This window comes from Micromonospora sp. M71_S20 (assembly GCF_003664255.1).
In the GTDB taxonomy this organism is placed as follows: Bacteria; Actinomycetota; Actinomycetes; order Mycobacteriales; family Micromonosporaceae; genus Micromonospora.
Genome location: NZ_RCCV01000001.1, coordinates 2,381,709 through 2,396,964, shown reverse-complemented (window position 1 = coordinate 2,396,964; position 15,256 = coordinate 2,381,709). Strand labels below are relative to the sequence as shown.

General features: G+C 73.1%; 13 protein-coding genes and 1 pseudogene. 10 read left to right on the top strand and 4 right to left on the bottom strand.

Annotated elements, in window-relative coordinates; translation table 11 throughout:
* The first annotated feature begins 104 nt into the window (after positions 1 to 104).
* Positions 105 to 1,526 (top strand): adenylosuccinate lyase, encoded by a 1,422-nt coding sequence (gene purB / locus DER29_RS10870; protein WP_121397236.1) that lies wholly within the window; start codon positions 105 to 107, stop codon positions 1,524 to 1,526.
* Positions 1,527 to 1,676: 150 nt separating this feature from the next.
* On the opposite strand, the pseudogene DER29_RS10865 reads toward purB, so the two are convergent.
* Both DER29_RS10865 and DER29_RS10860 read right to left on the bottom strand, forming a co-directional pair.
* Positions 1,677 to 2,241: pseudogene (locus DER29_RS10865) on the bottom strand (YbjQ family protein).
* Between the two features lie 24 nt (positions 2,242 to 2,265).
* A complete protein-coding gene (locus tag DER29_RS10860; protein WP_121397235.1) occupies positions 2,266 to 2,946 on the bottom strand; it encodes a trypsin-like serine protease in 681 nt (226 codons plus the stop codon).
* 405 nt (positions 2,947 to 3,351) lie between these two features.
* Here DER29_RS10860 and purS point away from each other — a divergent pair, with 405 nt between their 5' ends.
* The 4 genes from purS (at position 3,352) to DER29_RS10840 (ending at position 7,870) form a co-directional block, all read left to right on the top strand.
* Positions 3,352 to 3,615 carry a phosphoribosylformylglycinamidine synthase subunit PurS gene (gene purS / locus DER29_RS10855; protein ID WP_121397234.1) on the top strand — a complete coding sequence of 88 codons (264 nt, stop codon included), beginning with the start codon at positions 3,352 to 3,354 and terminating at the stop codon, positions 3,613 to 3,615.
* A complete protein-coding gene (gene purQ / locus DER29_RS10850) occupies positions 3,612 to 4,295 on the top strand; it encodes a phosphoribosylformylglycinamidine synthase subunit PurQ (RefSeq protein WP_121397233.1) in 684 nt (227 codons plus the stop codon). Before purS ends, purQ begins: the two co-directional genes overlap by 4 nt.
* A 67-nt stretch (positions 4,296 to 4,362) precedes the next feature.
* A complete protein-coding gene (gene purL / locus DER29_RS10845) occupies positions 4,363 to 7,110 on the top strand; it encodes a phosphoribosylformylglycinamidine synthase subunit PurL (protein ID WP_121397232.1) in 2,748 nt (915 codons plus the stop codon).
* Positions 7,111 to 7,114: 4 nt separating this feature from the next.
* Positions 7,115 to 7,870: a 2-phosphosulfolactate phosphatase gene (locus DER29_RS10840; protein WP_121399138.1), complete on the top strand. Its 756-nt coding sequence runs from the start codon at positions 7,115 to 7,117 to the stop codon at positions 7,868 to 7,870.
* 120 nt (positions 7,871 to 7,990) lie between these two features.
* Here the strand turns inward: DER29_RS10840 and DER29_RS10835 are convergent, their stop codons facing one another.
* Positions 7,991 to 10,006: a carboxypeptidase-like regulatory domain-containing protein gene (locus tag DER29_RS10835; protein WP_121397231.1), complete on the bottom strand. Its 2,016-nt coding sequence runs from the start codon at positions 10,004 to 10,006 to the stop codon at positions 7,991 to 7,993.
* A 102-nt stretch (positions 10,007 to 10,108) separates the two neighbouring features.
* Between DER29_RS10835 and DER29_RS10830 the strand changes: the two genes are divergently transcribed.
* The 5 genes from DER29_RS10830 (at position 10,109) to amcA (ending at position 14,859) form a co-directional block, all read left to right on the top strand.
* On the top strand, positions 10,109 to 10,462 hold the full coding sequence (locus tag DER29_RS10830; RefSeq protein WP_121397230.1) for a sterol carrier family protein: 354 nt from the start codon (positions 10,109 to 10,111) through the stop codon (positions 10,460 to 10,462).
* Positions 10,463 to 10,632: 170 nt separating this feature from the next.
* Entirely contained in the window at positions 10,633 to 12,171 is a 1,539-nt protein-coding gene (purF, locus tag DER29_RS10825; protein ID WP_121397229.1) for an amidophosphoribosyltransferase, read from the top strand.
* Between the two features lie 57 nt (positions 12,172 to 12,228).
* A complete protein-coding gene (purM, locus tag DER29_RS10820) occupies positions 12,229 to 13,383 on the top strand; it encodes a phosphoribosylformylglycinamidine cyclo-ligase (protein ID WP_121397228.1) in 1,155 nt (384 codons plus the stop codon).
* A gap of 170 nt (positions 13,384 to 13,553) precedes the next feature.
* Positions 13,554 to 14,657 carry a cyclophane-forming radical SAM peptide maturase AmcB gene (gene amcB / locus DER29_RS10815; RefSeq protein ID WP_305036131.1) on the top strand — a complete coding sequence of 368 codons (1,104 nt, stop codon included), beginning with the start codon at positions 13,554 to 13,556 and terminating at the stop codon, positions 14,655 to 14,657.
* Positions 14,626 to 14,859: a multiple cyclophane-containing RiPP AmcA gene (amcA, locus tag DER29_RS10810; protein WP_121397226.1), complete on the top strand. Its 234-nt coding sequence runs from the start codon at positions 14,626 to 14,628 to the stop codon at positions 14,857 to 14,859. The genes amcB and amcA overlap by 32 nt, the downstream gene beginning before the upstream one ends.
* A 143-nt stretch (positions 14,860 to 15,002) precedes the next feature.
* On the opposite strand, the gene DER29_RS10805 is transcribed toward amcA, so the two are convergent.
* Entirely contained in the window at positions 15,003 to 15,218 is a 216-nt protein-coding gene (locus DER29_RS10805) for a DUF3073 domain-containing protein (RefSeq protein ID WP_089002617.1), read from the bottom strand.
* Between the last annotated feature and the right edge of the window lie 38 nt (positions 15,219 to 15,256).

The window sequence follows — 15,256 nt, the reverse complement described above, 5'->3', positions numbered from 1 at the left end:
GGCGTCCGAGTATATACGGTGCCGGTCGAGCGCGGTGTCCGCGCAGTCGGGCGGGCGGACGCCGTCGTCCGGGCCGTCCCGGGCGACGTGAAAGACTGAGGTACGTGACGATCCCGAACGTGCTCGCCAACCGGTACGCCTCACCCGAGCTGGTCGCCCTCTGGTCGCCCGAGGAGAAGATCCGGATGGAGCGGCGGCTCTGGCTCGCCGTGCTCCGGGCCCAACGGGATCTCGGCGTCCCCGTGCCCGACGGCGTCGTCGAGGCGTACGAGGGGGTGCTCGACCAGGTCGACCTGGCCTCGATCGCCGAGCGGGAGCGGGTCACCCGGCACGACGTGAAGGCCCGGATCGAGGAGTTCAGCGCACTCGCCGGGCACGAGCACGTGCACAAGGGGATGACCTCCCGGGACCTCACCGAGAACGTCGAGCAGCTCCAGGTGCGCCGCTCGCTGGAGCTGATCCGCGACCGCGTGGTCGCCACCCTGGCCCGGCTGGCCCGGCTCGCCGTCGAGCACTCCGACCTGGTCATGACCGGCCGCTCCCACAACGTCGCGGCGCAGGCCACCACGCTGGGCAAGCGCTTCGCGTCGGCCGCGGAGGAGCTGCTCATCGCGTACGAGCGGCTGGACGACCTGATCAACTGGTACCCGTTGCGGGGCATCAAGGGCCCGGTGGGCACCGCCGCCGATCAGCTCGACCTCTTCGACGGCGACGCCGAGCGGGTGGCGGAGCTGGAGCGCCGGGTCGCGGGGCACCTCGGCTTCAGCCGGGTCCTCGACAGCGTCGGGCAGGTCTACCCGCGCTCGATCGACCTGGCGGTGCTCTCCACCCTGGCCCAGGTCGCCGCCGCCCCGTCGTCGCTGGCGACCACGATCCGGCTGATGGTCGGCCAGGAGCTGGCCACCGAGGGCTTCAAGCCGGGCCAGGTGGGCTCCAGCGCGATGCCGCACAAGATGAACACCCGCTCCAGCGAGCGGGTCAACGGCTTCGCGGTGATCATCCGGGGCTACCTGTCGATGGTCGGCGAGCTGGCCGGCGACCAGTGGAACGAGGGGGACGTCTCCTGCTCGGTGGTCCGCCGGGTCGCCCTGCCGGACGCGTTCTTCGCCGCCGACGGGCTGTTCCAGACCTTCCTCACCGTGCTGGACGAGTTCGGCGCGTACCCGGCGGTGATCAACCGGGAGCTGGAGCGGTTCCTGCCGTTCCTGGCCACCACGAAGATCCTGGTGGCGGCGGTCCGGCGCGGCGTCGGCCGTGAGGTCGCCCACGAGGTGATCAAGGAGCACGCGGTCGCGGTGGCCCTGGCCATGCGCGAGAAGGGCGCCGCCGAGAACGACCTCTTCGACCGCCTGGCGGCGGACGACCGGCTGGGCCTGACCCGTGGCGAGATCGACGCCCTCGTCGCCGACCGCACCGCCTTCGTCGGCGCCGCCCCGGCCCAGGTCGAGGCCGTCGCCCGCCGCATCGCCACCGTCGTGGACGCCCACCCCCAGGCCGCCACCTACACCCCACCCCCCATCCTCTAACCCCCACCCCCACCCCACCCACCCCCCGCCCTCAACCCGGTGATCATGAGGTTGGCGGCGGTTTTAGAGATCAACTTCGCCGCCAACTCATGATCACCGGGGCTCGGGTGAGGGGCCCGGGGCCGGTGGGGGTGGGGTGGGTGGGGTTGGTCAGTCTCGGGTGGGGGTTTCCGCGGCCGAGCGGAGGTTGGGGGCGCTCGCCGGTTCGGCGATGCCGCCCGGGGACTCGGCGAAGGCCGGGTCGTGCGCGGTCTCCGCGGCGACCAGCGGCTGGTCGGGCGGCATGACGTCGGGCATCTTGGGCGCCACGACCACCGCCGTGCCGTACGCGCAGATCTCCATCCACATCTCGCCGCAGTCGCGGCTGTCGAAGCGCATCCCCACCACGGCGTTCGCGCCGATGCGGCGGGCCTCCTCACCGAGCCGGGCCACCGAGTCCGTACGCCACCGGGTGAGGTTGTCCGGGGCCATCGGGTCGTACGCCCCACCGCGCAGGTTCTTGACCCCCTCGCGGTACGGGTTCCGCGTCCTGGCCATCGACGACACCACTTCGCCGAGGATCTGGCGGATCTCGTACCCGGGCAGTTGCTCCGTCGTCACGACCAGCACGCTTCCGATGCTGTCAGGGTGGCGAGGCGCCCGATCGCGGGCCTTGTTCACCTGATCGGATGCTGCAAAACGGCGCGGCGCGGACGGCCGGCGCGCTGCCGACCATCCGCGCCTAGCGTGGCGCTAACCGTCAGACACCGGCCGTCTGGGTGATCCAGGCCCGGTTGTACGCGACGCTGCCGTAGTTCTGGATGCTCTGGCCGTCGGCGGTGGAGGCGACGCCGACCTGCGCGCCGTTGTAGAACTGCGGGCCGCCCGAGTCGCCCCGCCAGGCGTTGCCGTTGATCCGGGTGCTCCGGATCGCCTGCCCGCCGTACGCGTCGGTGGCGCTGTTGCTGGTCACCCGGACCGACGCGGTCTTCAGCTGGGTCGAGGCGGAGCAGCCGCTGTAGCAGGTCATGCCCCAGCCGTAGATCGAGTTGGTCGAGTTGATCGGCGGGTTGCTGTTGGCGAGCGTGACGTACGAGGTGCTCACCGAGCTGGACAGGCGCAGCAGGGCCAGGTCGTACCGGCTGTAGCTGGCGCTGACGGTGCGGGTCTGGCCGCCGGAGGTGCGGTTGACGCTGCCGACCCGGACGGACATCGTGCCGTTGACGCAGTGCCGGGCGGTGAGCACCCACTGCGGCGCGATGATCGTGCCGGAGCAGGTGAACGAGCCGTTGCTGAGTACGGCGGCGGCCCACGGGGCCGACGAGACGGTGCCGCCGCCGATGATGTACGGGCTGACGGGTGCGGCGAGGGCGCCGGAGCTGGCGCCGAGCAGGCCGGCCGCTGCGGTGGCCAGCACCGCGATCATGGATCGGATGCGCATGGGGGCTCCTTCGGGGGACGGGGCCCGGGTTCACCGGGTCGAGCTGTCGGCCGGCGGGCGGGGGTGGCCCGACGTCCGATCGACGTACGACGATGTACGGTAGGGCCCCTGAGATGTCGTTCACAAGAGATCCATCGAAAATGATGGATGAGACGGTATGGCGGGACGGGCGACGGTCGGGTGTCCCACGGCCCGGCGGAGCGGGGCGAAACGGGCCGGTCGGCAACGGATGGGCATCGGGATCGCAACGAACCCGCATCGGTCCCCGGGCCCCGCGCCGGGAATGTCGATCACTGCCTGAACTGCGTCCGGCCGGTGCGTCCGGGGCGGTATCTGCCAGGTAGGCTGGCTGCGCTCGCCCGTTGTGGGTCGGCACCCAACTGCGTACACAGTCAGGAGTGCCCAGTGCCTCGCGTCGTCGTCGACGTCATGCTCAAGCCCGAGATCCTCGATCCCCAGGGCCAGGCCGTCGCAAACGCGCTGCCCCGGCTCGGCGTCAGCGACGTCGCCTCGGTTCGGATCGGCAGGCGGATCGAGATCGAATTCACCGGTGAACCGGACCTGGACCGGGCCCGGGAGATCGCCGACAAGCTGCTCGCCAACCCGGTCATCGAGGACTTCACGGTCCGCGTGGCCGAGGCCGACGAGACCGTGGACGCCCGCTCGTGACCGCCCGGGTCGGTGTGGTCACCTTCCCCGGCTCGCTCGACGACGGGGACGCGGCCCGGGCCGTCCGGATCGCGGGCGCCGAGCCGGTCCGCCTCTGGCACGGTGACCCGCAGCTGCACGGGGTGGACGCCGTCGTCCTGCCCGGCGGCTTCTCCTACGGCGACTACCTGCGCTGCGGCGCCATCGCCCGGTTCGCCCCGGTGATGGGCACGATCGTGGACGCGGCCCGGGGCGGCCTGCCCGTGCTCGGCATCTGCAACGGCTTCCAGATCCTCTGCGAGGCCCACCTGCTGCCCGGGGCGCTCACCCGCAACCAGCACCTGCACTTCCGCAACCGCGACCAGGTCCTGCGCATCGAGTCGGCCGGCACCGCGTGGACGAACACGTTCCAGCCCGGCCAGGAGGTGCTGATCCCGGTCAAGAACGGCGAGGGCTGCTACGTCGCCGACACCGCGACGCTCGACCAGCTCGAAGCCGAGGGCCGGGTGGTCGCCCGCTACGTCGGCGGCAACCCCAACGGGTCGCAGCGCGACATCGCCGCGATCACGAACCCCGCCGGCAACGTGGTCGGCATCATGCCGCATCCCGAGCACGCGGTGGAGGCGCTCACGGGCCCCTCCCTGGACGGTCTCGGCTTCTTCACCTCGGTGCTCAAGCACCTGGTGGGGACGCCGGCGTGACCGTGCGCGGCATCATCGGTCGGCTCACCCGCCCGTCGGGCGGACGCGAGCGCAGCGAGGAGAGGTCATGACCACCCATCCGGACGAGGTACGGGATAACCCGGAGGCCTTCCCGGCCGCCCCGGCGCAGCCGGTGGAGCCGCGTCCGGCCGCCGTCGCGCCGCCGGCCGGGCGTCCCGGGCCGGCGACCGCCGACTGGGCCGACGGCCTGGACACCGTGCCGCGCGCCGGGGACACCCCCGGTGAGCTCCAGCCGTACGCCGAGCTCGGGCTCCGCGACGACGAGTACGAGCGGATCCGGCACATCCTCGACCGGCGGCCCACCCAGGCCGAGCTGGCGATGTACTCGATCATGTGGAGCGAGCACTGCTCCTACAAGTCGAGCAAGGTGCACCTGCGCCAGTTCGGCGAGAAGGCCCCGCCCAGCGACCGGCTGCTCGCCGGCATCGGCGAGAACGCCGGAGTGGTGCAGGTCTCCGACGAGCTGGCGGTGACCTTCAAGGTCGAGTCGCACAACCACCCGAGCTTCGTCGAGCCCTACCAGGGCGCGGCCACCGGCGTCGGCGGCATCGTCCGGGACATCCTCGCCATGGGTGCCCGCCCGGTCGCGGTGATGGACCCGCTGCGCTTCGGCGCCGCCGACCACCCCGACACCGCCCGGGTGCTGCCAGGCGTCGTCGCCGGCGTGGGCGGCTACGGCAACTGCCTGGGCCTGCCGAACATCGGCGGCGAGGTCGTCTTCGACCCCTGCTACCAGGGCAACCCGCTGGTCAACGCGCTCTGCCTCGGCGTGCTGCCGGTCGACCGGCTGCAGAACAAGGCCGCCGCCGGGCCGGGCAACGTCGTCGTGCTGATGGGCGCCAGGACCGGCCGGGACGGCATCGGCGGCGTGTCGGTGCTGGCCAGCGCCACCTTCGACGAGGGCAGCGAGCAGCGCCGCCCGTCGGTGCAGGTCGGCGACCCGTTCATGGAGAAGCTGCTCATCGAGGCCTGCCTGGAGCTCTACGACGCCCGGCTGGTCGTCGGCATCCAGGACCTCGGCGGCGCCGGCCTCACCTGCGCGCTGACCGAGACCGCCGCGGCGGCCGGCACCGGCATGCGGGTGTGGCTGGAGCGGGTGCCGCTGCGCGAGCCCTCGATGGAGCCGCACGAGATCCTCGCCAGCGAGTCCCAGGAGCGGATGCTGCTGGTCGTCGAGCCGGAGAAGCTCGAAGCGGTGCTCAAGACCGCCGAGAAGTGGGGCGTCTGGGCCACCGCGATCGGCGAGGTCACCCCGCCAGCGCCGGACGGGCAGCCCGGCCGGCTGCTGATCACCTGGCACGACCAGTTGGTGGTCGACGTGCCGCCGGGCTCGCTGGTCGACGACGGCCCGGTCTACGCCCGCCCGATGCGCGAGCCGGCCGACCTGATCCTGCTCCAGGCCGACCGCGCCGAGACGCTGCCCCGGCCGGCCGACCCGGAGGCGCTGCGCGAGACCGTGCTGCGCATGGTCGCCTCGCCCAACCTGGCCGACAAGACCTGGGTCACCGAGCAGTACGACCGCTACGTGCTGGGCAACACCGTGCTCGCCCAGCCGGAGGACTCCGGCGTGATCCGGATCGACGAGCGGACCGGCCTCGGCGTGGCGCTGTCGGTCGACGGCAACGGCCGGTACGCGCGGCTCGACCCGTACCACGGCACGAAGCTCGCGCTGGCGGAGGCGTACCGGAACGTGGCCGTCACCGGCGCGAAGCCGATCGCCGTGACCAACTGCCTCAACTTCGGCTCGCCGGAGGACCCGGGCGTGATGTGGCAGTTCGCCGAGGCCGTGCGTGGCCTGGCGGACGGCTGCGCCGAGCTGGGCATCCCGGTCACCGGCGGCAACGTCAGCTTCTACAACCAGACGGGCGCGGCGCCGATCCACCCGACCCCGGTGGTCGGTGTGCTCGGCGTGCTCGACGACGTGGCCGACCGGGTGCCGATGGGCTTCGTGCCCCGGCCGGGCGGCGACCACGACCAGATCTTCCTGCTCGGCGAGACGCACGTGGAACTCTCCGGCTCGGAGTGGGCCTGGGTCACCCACGAGCACCTCGGCGGCGTACCCCCGCAGGTCGACCTGGCCCGCGAGCGGCTCCTGGCCGACCTGCTGGCGGAGGCCGCGCGGGTCGGGCACCTGAGCGCCGCGCATGACCTCTCCGACGGTGGCCTCGCGCAGAGCCTGGTGGAGTCCTGCCTGCGGCGCGGCGTCGGCGCCCGGATCGCGGTGCCGGAGCGGTTCGACGGCGGCTCGATGCCGTTCGTCTACCTGTTCAGCGAATCCGCCGGCCGGGTCCTGGTGTCGGTGCCGCGCGGCCGCGAGAAGGCGTTCACCGCCCTCTGCGCCGAGCGCGGCGTGCCGTTCGAGCTGATCGGCGTCACCGACCCGACCGGCGGGGCGCTGGAGGTGCACGGCCAGTTCCGGATCGGCCTGGACGAGCTGCGGGCCGCGCACGGCGGGACGCTGCCGCGCCTCTTCGGGGGCGCGGGGGTCGTCGAGGTGCCCGCGCCGGCCACCGGTGTGGCGGGTGCCGTCGAGGCCGTGCCGCTGCCCGTCGCCGAATCGGCCGGGGTGGAGCCGGTGGACCCGTCGGCCGTCGTGAGCGAGCCGATCGCGTCGGCCGGTCCGGTCCCGCCGACCGGTGCCGTCGAGCCGGTGGCCCCGGCCGAGGCGGCAGCCCCGGCGGAGGCCGTCGGGCCCGGCCCGGAGCAGCCGGTGGCCGAGGCCGCCGACCGGCCGGCCGAGGCCGGCGGGGCGTCGGCTCCCGGGCCCGGTGACACCGAGCCCGGTCAGCGCTGAGGCGGTGGCCGCGGCCGTCCACGTCCAACCCGGTTCCGGAGCCCGCTTCGACTGGGGGCTGACGGGAGCGGCCGAGCTGGGCCGGGTGTGCGCGGTGCTGGTGGTGGTGGACGTGCTGTCGTTCACCACCGCCGTCGACGTCGCGGTCGGGCGCGGCATGCGGGTGCACCCGTTCCCGTGGGGCGAGCAGGCGGCCGACTACGCGCGGCGGATCGGCGCGGTCGCGGCGGTGGGCCGCCGGCAGACGACCCCGGAGCATCCGTGGTCGCTCTCGTCGGCGGCGCTGACCACCGCGCCGGTCGTCGCCGACCTGGTGCTGCCGTCGCCGAACGGCTCGGCGATCAGCGCGGCGGCCAGCGCGACCGGCCTGCCGGTGGTCGCGGCCTGCCTGCGCAACGCGCGCGCCGTCGGCCGTTGGCTGGACCAGCAGGGGTACGGCTCGACGGACGCGCCGATCGGCGTGATCGCCTCGGGCGAGCGCTGGCCGGACGGCTCCCTGCGCCCCTGCGTGGAGGACCAGCTCGGGGCGGCCTGCGTGCTGGACGCCCTATCGGGTGTGCCCGGCGGCCTCTCCGTGGAGGCGGCCATGGCCCTCGCCGCGCTGGCCAGCACCCCCGACGTGCCCGCCGCGGTCTGCGGCAGCGTGTCCGGCCGCGAACTCATCGAGGGCGGCTTCGCCGGGGACGTGGAGGTCGCCGTCCGGGTCGGCGTCTCGGACGTGGTCCCGGTGCTGCGCCAGGGCGTCTTCTCCGCCGCCTGACCTCCCCGCAAGCGCGCGTCGACCTGGTCGGGGCGGGCCGGAACGGTGGCGAGGGCCGCCCGGAGATCCGGACGGCCCTCGCCGTGCTGCTGTCGTTTCGGGGCCCGTCCCCCGAGCGGATCAGTCGTCCAGCCAGTCCAGCCGGCGGCCACCCCGGTCCTGCTGCGGTGGGCCGTCCGGGCGACCGCGACCGGTCTGCGGGTCCTCGTAGCCGCCCGGCTGGCCGTAGCCACCCTGGCCGTAGCCGTCGCGGTCCTCGTAGCCGCCGCGCTGCTGCGGGGGCTCCTGACCGTAGCCACCCTGACCGTAGCCGCCCTGGTTGTCGTACGAGGTGGGCTGGTCGTAGCCGCCCGGCTGGCCGTAGCCGCCGCGTGGCGCCGGGGGCTCCTGCCCGTAGCCACCGGGCTGGCCGTAGCCGCCCCGCTCGTAGCCGCCGCCCGGCTGGTCGTAACCGCCGGTCGGCTCGCCGCCCCGGCCGTACCCGCCCGGCTCGGACTGGCCGTAGCCCTGCCCCTGCTCCGGCTGGTAGACGCCGGTCGCGTAAGGGTCGGCCGGGGCCGGGTACTGCGTGGCGTCGCCGGTGTAGCGGCCGGTCGGCTCGTCGTACCGCTCGCCGTAGCCCCGGCCGCCGCCCGCCGGCGGGTAGCCCGCGGCACCCGCCGCGCCGGCCGCGCCCGCCGGGGCGCCGTAGTCGTTGCTGCCGTAGCCGCCGCCCGAGGCGGGCGCGTTGCCGTAGCCGCCGCCGGACGAGGGCGCGTTGCCGTAGCCGCCACCGGCTCCGCCGCTGCCGTAGCCGCCGCCGGAGGCGGGCGCGTTGCCGTAGCCGGCACCGCCGTAGCCACCCGCGCCGGCCGGCTCGTCGCCGTAGCCGCCCCAGCCCTGCTGGTTGCCCGCCGCGCCGTAGGGCTGCGGTGGGGCGCCGTACGGGTCCGGCGGCACGTCGTCGACCACGGGGCGGTGCATCATCGTCGGGGCGTCGCTGAGCGCGGTGCCGCCGACCATCGTCGGATCCGGCGTGGCGCCGACCCGGTTGACCACCCGGGTCTGGTCGTCCGCGCCCCGGAACGCCCCGTGCGCCGCCGGGACCGCGCCGGCCGCGGCACCCGCCGGGGCGTCGTCGTCGGCCTCGTCGCCGCTGTCCTTGCGTCGCATCCAGAGCAGCACGATGGTGCCGACACCGGCGGCGACGAGCAGGCCGCCGAGCAGGATGATCAGCCAGGAGCCCATGCCGCCGGAGTCCTCGTTGCTGGCGTTGGCCGCCGCGCCCGGGGTCGCCTCGGCGCTCTCCTCGGGCGTCTCCTCGACGGGCTCGTCGGAGGGGAGGGGCTCCTCGCTGGCCGACGGGGTGGCGCTCGGGGTCGTCTCGACCTTGATCGCCAGGGCGATGCGCTGGCCGGTGACGCTCTGCCCGGCGGACGCGTCGAAGCTCTTGGTGGCGTAGACCTCACCCACGCTGGCGCCGACGGCGAGCCGACCGGGCGCGATCGGCTTCTCGCTGGTGCCGGTGAAGCGGAAGTTGCCGTCGTCGTCACTGATCGTGTCGATCTTCTTGCCGGCGCCGTCCTGGAGCATGACCACGGCGTTCGGCACGGCCTTGCCGTTCGCCTGGACGACCACCTTGCCGGAGACCGACTTGACGGTCTGCGCCTGGGGCGGCTGGGACGGCTGGGCCCTGCCCTTCACGCCGAGCTGGAAGGTGGCGGTGCCGGGGCCGGACTTGTCACCCTCGGCCGCCACCGTCACGGTGACGTTGGCGTCGCCGGCGTTGTCGCTGGCCTTGATCCGCACCAGCTGAGGCCTCGGCTGGCCGCCGGCAAATCTGACCGTCCCGCAGCCGCCAGCGCAGCTCACGCCGCTCGGTAGGCCGGCGAGGCTGATCTCGGCCTCCTCGTCGCCCTCACGGGGGGTCACCAGCACGGTGACGGCGGCGTCGCTGCCGGCGTTGACGGTGACCGAGCCGGGCGACACGGTGACGTCGGCGGCCAGGGCTGGTGTGGCGGGGACGGCGAGCAGAGCGCCGACAACCAGCGCCACGACCACACCGGCCCGCTGCTTCCAGGCACGTCGGTGTGTTGACACGTCCACCGCCTTCCGGACTGACTTCCCTCGGCGGCGAGGCGCCGGGCCGGGGATCATCACGGTACGAATACGCCGTCGGCAACTATGCCTTGTCTGACCGGATCGGCGCGACCCAGGGCCAGCGTCAGACGCGGCGCGTTGAAGCCGTATCGTCCCGTCGTGTCCTCTCCGCACATTAAGTCCGCCGCGGTCGCGGCGGCGTTGTCGGCGCTCGACGAGGGGCGTACGCCCGAACGACCGGTCCTCCGGGAGGCGGTCCGTGCCCTGTTGACCGTCCTCGCGGAGCGCGCCCCCGGCCGATCGGTGGAGGTGCGTGTCCCACCTTACGGCGCAGTTCAGTGCGTTCCGGGTCCCCGACACACCCGTGGCACCCCTGCGAACGTCGTCGAGATGGAGCCCGAGACATGGCTGGCGGTGGCCACCGGACGGCTCGGCTGGGCCGACGCGATCACCCAGGGTCGCGTACGGGTGAGCGGAATCCGGGCGGACCTCTCCGCGCACCTGCCGCTCTAGCTGCGGCGATACCCATCGACCGGTGACACGTTGGAGCCGGATCGTGACTTTCTGTATCGACACGGATTCGCGTACACTGTCAGGCGACGACAGTGGTCCCGGTCGAGGAGTGCGGATCCGCCCCCGCGTGATTCCGCAAGGCCGGTCCAGACCAGCATGAGGGAGCGCAGGTGCCCCGAGGCGACGGCCGGCTGAGCCACGACCTTGATCCCCAACGACCAGGCCCCCAGGACGCGTGCGGCGTCTTCGGCGTCTGGGCGCCCGGGGAGGAGGTCGCGAACCTGACCTACTTCGGGCTCTACGCCCTCCAGCACCGTGGCCAGGAGGCCGCGGGCATCGCGGTCAGCGACGGCTCGGGCGTGGTGGTCTACAAGGACCTCGGCCTGGTCGCCCAGGTCTTCGACGAGCCGACCCTGGCCAGCCTGCGCGGGCACGTGGCGATCGGGCACGCCCGCTACTCCACCACCGGCGGATCGACCTGGGAGAACGCCCAGCCGACCATCCGGTCCACCACGTCGGGCACCACCATCGCGCTGGCCCACAACGGCAACCTGGTCAACACCGCGGAGCTCCAGCGCGAGGTCGCCGAGCGGGGCCTGGTCGCCGACGGCTCGACCAACGACACCTCCCTGGTGACGATGCTGCTGGCCAGCCGCCCGGACCTGTCGGTCGAGGCGGCGGCGCTGGAGGTGCTGCCGCAGCTGCGGGGCGCGTTCAGCTTCGTGTTCATGGACGAGTCGACCCTCTACGCGGCCCGCGACCCGCACGGCGTACGCCCGCTGGTGCTGGGCCGGCTGGAGCGTGGCTGGGTGGTGGCCAGCGAGACCGCCGCGCTGGACATCGTCGGCGCGAGCGTGGTCCGCGAGGTCGAGCCCGGCGAGCTGATCGCGATCGACGAGGACGGCCTGCGCTCCAGCCGGTTCGCCGCCCCGGAGCCCAAGGGCTGCCTCTTCGAGTACGTCTACATCGCCCGCCCGGACGCCACCATCGCCGGCCGCAACGTGCACTCCGCCCGGGTGCAGATCGGTCGCCAGCTGGCCAAGGAGCACCCGGTCGAGGCCGATCTGGTCATCCCGGTGCCGGAGTCCGGCACCCCGGCCGCGATCGGCTACGCCGAGGAGTCGGGTATCACCTACGGCGCCGGCCTGATGAAGAACCCGTACGTCGGGCGCACCTTCATCCAGCCGTCGCAGACCCTGCGCCAGCTCGGCATCCGGCTCAAGCTCAACCCGCTGCGGGAGAACGTCCGGGGCAAGCGGCTGGTCGTGGTCGACGACTCGATCGTGCGCGGCAACACCCAGCGGGCGATCGTGCGGATGCTGCGCGAGGCCGGCGCGCTGGAGGTGCACGTGCGCATCTCGTCGCCGCCGGTCAACTGGCCGTGCTTCTACGGCATCGACTTCGCCACCCGCGCCGAGCTGCTGGCCAACGGGCTGGACAACGACGGCATCCGGCGCTCCATCGGGGCGGACACGCTCGGCTACGTGTCGCTCCCGGGCCTGATCGCCGCCACCGAGCAGCCGAAGACCCGGCTGTGCCGTGCGTGCTTCGACGGGGAATACCCGATCGAGCTGCCCGCCGGCAACCTGATCGGCAAGCACGTGCTCGAAGGGGTGGGCCGGCGGGTCGCCGCGCAGGCGTCCGACACCCCGGAGCACACCGCCCCGCTCGTCGCCACTCCGGGCGGCGTGACCACACACCGCCCGTAGCACCACCCGGCGCGGCCGGTCACCGCCGGTGCGGCGCCAGAACCAAGGGGGAGAACCGTGACGCACGTGTCCGAGCGCAGCGGCGCAGGAAGCAGCCCGACCGGCGCCGGCGACGACCGCCAGCCCTGGACGGCCGGCGCCGGCCGCCAGGCGCGCAAACGCTCGGTCTCGTACGCGGACGCCGGGGTCTCGATCGAGGCGGGCGACCGCGCGGTCGAGCTGCTGAAGTCGAAGGTGAAGCAGACGCGGCGCCCCGAGGTGATGGGCGACCTGGGCGGCTTCGCCGGCCTGTTCCGGCTGGACACGAAGAAGTACAAGAACCCCATCCTGGCCTCGTCCACCGACGGCGTCGGCACCAAGCTGGTGATCGCGCAGCAGATGGACATCCACGACACGGTCGGCATCGACCTGGTCGCGATGGTCGTCGACGACCTGGTGGCCTGCGGCGCCGAGCCGCTCTTCCTGCTCGACTACATCGCCACCGGCGAGGTCGTGCCGGACCGGGTCGCCGAGATCGGCGCGGGCATCGCCGACGGCTGCCGGTACGCCGGCTGCGCCCTGCTGGGCGGCGAGACCGCCGAGCACCCGGGCGTGCTGCGTCCGGACGAGTACGACATCTCCGCCACCGGCGTCGGTGTGGTGGAGGAGAGCGACATCCTCAGCCCGGACCGGGTCGAGGTGGGTGACGTGGTCATCGCGATGCGCTCCTCCGGCCTGCACTCCAACGGCTACTCCCTGGTGCGCCACGTGCTGCTGGGGGCCGGCCGGATGCGCCTCGACGTGGTGATCGACGACTTCGGCCGGCAGCGCACCCTCGGCGAGGAGCTGCTCACCCCGACGAAGATCTACGCGCAGGACTGCCTCAAGCTCATCGCCGAGGCCGAGGTGCGCTCCATCGCCCACGTCACCGGCGGCGGCATCCCCGGCAACCTGGTCCGGGTGCTCCCCGAGCACGTCGACGCGGTGGTGAACCGGTCCACCTGGAAGCCGCAGCCGATCTTCGACCTGATCCAGTCCAAGGGGCGGATCGAGGACCCGGAGATGGAGGCGACCTTCAACATGGGCGTCGGCATGTTCGCGATCGTCTCCGCCGAGGACGCGGACCGCGCACTGGCCACCCTGACGGGCCGGGGCGTCGACGCGTGGCAGGCCGGCGAGATCATCGAGGGCTCCGGCAACGTGCAGATGATCGGCCAGCACACGAGGGGCTGATCGACTCCCGGTGACCGTACGGGCACCTGATCAGGGCTTCACCCGAGTGGCCGTCGCCGCCTAGCCTGAAGGGCACCCTCAAAGCTGTCGGGGCCGCCCGCCCGGGTTCCCCGACAGCCCTTCAGGCGCGGAGGAGGGCAATGGCTGCTCGGGGACTGCCGTTCAGCGGGATGCGCGGCCTGGCCGCCGTCCCCTCGTACGTGGTCATGCAGCCCACCACCCTCTGCAACCTGGACTGCGCCTACTGCTACCTGCCGTTCCGCGCGGCCGACCGGCGGATGCCGGTGCCGGTGGCCGAGGCGGTGGCCGCGTCGGTCAACCCCTGGGCGGCGGCGGGCCGCTTCTCCGTGGTGTGGCACGGCGGCGAGCCGTTGGCGGCCGGCCGGGAGCACCTGGCCGCGCTGATCGCGCCCTTCGGGCCCGAGGTCGAGCACCACGTCCAGACCAACGCCACGCTGATCGACGACGCCTGGTGCGCGTTCTTCGTCGAGCACGGGGTGCGGGTGAGCGTGAGCGTGGACGGCCCGCGGGAACGCAACGGCGACCGGGTCACCCGGGGCGGCGGGCCCGCGTACGACCGGATCCTGCGCGGGGTGGCGGCGCTGCGCCGGCACGGCCTGCCGTTCTCGGCGCTGGCGGTGGTGGGTCGCCCCGGGCCGGGCCTGGCCACCGAGCTGTACGACTACTTCCTCGACCTGGGCTGTGACGTGCTGGGCGTCAACATCGAAGAGACCGAGGGGGTCAACCTCCGCGACAACTCCCACGATCCACGGCTGGTGACCGCCTTCTGGGCGGAGCTGGTGGCGGCCTGGCGCCGGGAGCCCCGGATCCACCTGCGCGAGGTCGAGTGGTCGCTGCGGTACGCCGCGGCGGTCCTGGACGGCAGCGCCGACGACCTGCTCCCCCGGCGGTTGGACCCGATCCCGACCGTCGGCCACGACGGCTCGGTGACCGTGCTCTCGCCGGAGCTGGCCGGTTTCACCGATGTCCGCTACGGCGACTTCAGCAGCGGCAACGTGCTGGCCACCCCGCTGGTCGAGATCCTCGCCCACGCGGACCGGACGCCCTGGGTCGGCGAGTTCCTCGCCGGCGTCGAGGCGTGCCGTTCGTCCTGCCCCTACTTCGGGTTCTGCGGCGGCGGCCACGCGGCCAACCGCTACTTCGAACAGGGGCGTTTCGACGGTACGCAGACCGCGCACTGCCGCAACAGCAAGATCCACTTACTGGAGGGAGTGTTGGAGCATGCCCGAGACCACCAGTCACCGGCATCCTGACCGGAGGACGGACACCCCGGACGAGGTAGCCGACCGGGTGCGGGACGCCGCGCCGGGGCTCACCGCACTCCTCCACGAGGCCGAGGCCGCGCGGCGACTACGGGCCGAGGTGGCGGGCGGCGACGGCGCGAGCGCCGTGTGCGCCTGGAACCACTTCGAGAACATCCCGACGTTCTACAACTGGAACAACCGTCCCCGCTGAGACGGACCGTGATCAGGGACCTGCCGATCGTCCGGAGGGCTCTCCGGGAGGGGCAGGTCCCTGATCGTCGGTCGTGGCGCCGCTTCGATGGGCACATGCGTGAGCACGCGGGCGATCACCGCGTGCTCAGCTGCTGCCGGAGGTCAGCGGGGCGGACGTACCCAGGGATCCGGGTCTTCGTCCGCATGATCCTCATCATCGTCGTCGACATACTCTTTGTAGTCGTCGTCGAAGTTGTGCTCAGACTTACCAGCACCCGCCAACTCGCGCTGCAAGGCGGTGAGGTCGGTGTTCGGGGAGTGGTACTTCAACTCCCGGGCCACCTTCGTCTGCTTGGCCTTAGCACGGCCGCGCCCCATGGCTCGACCCCCTCGCACAGAATGCGGGGCAGCCCGAA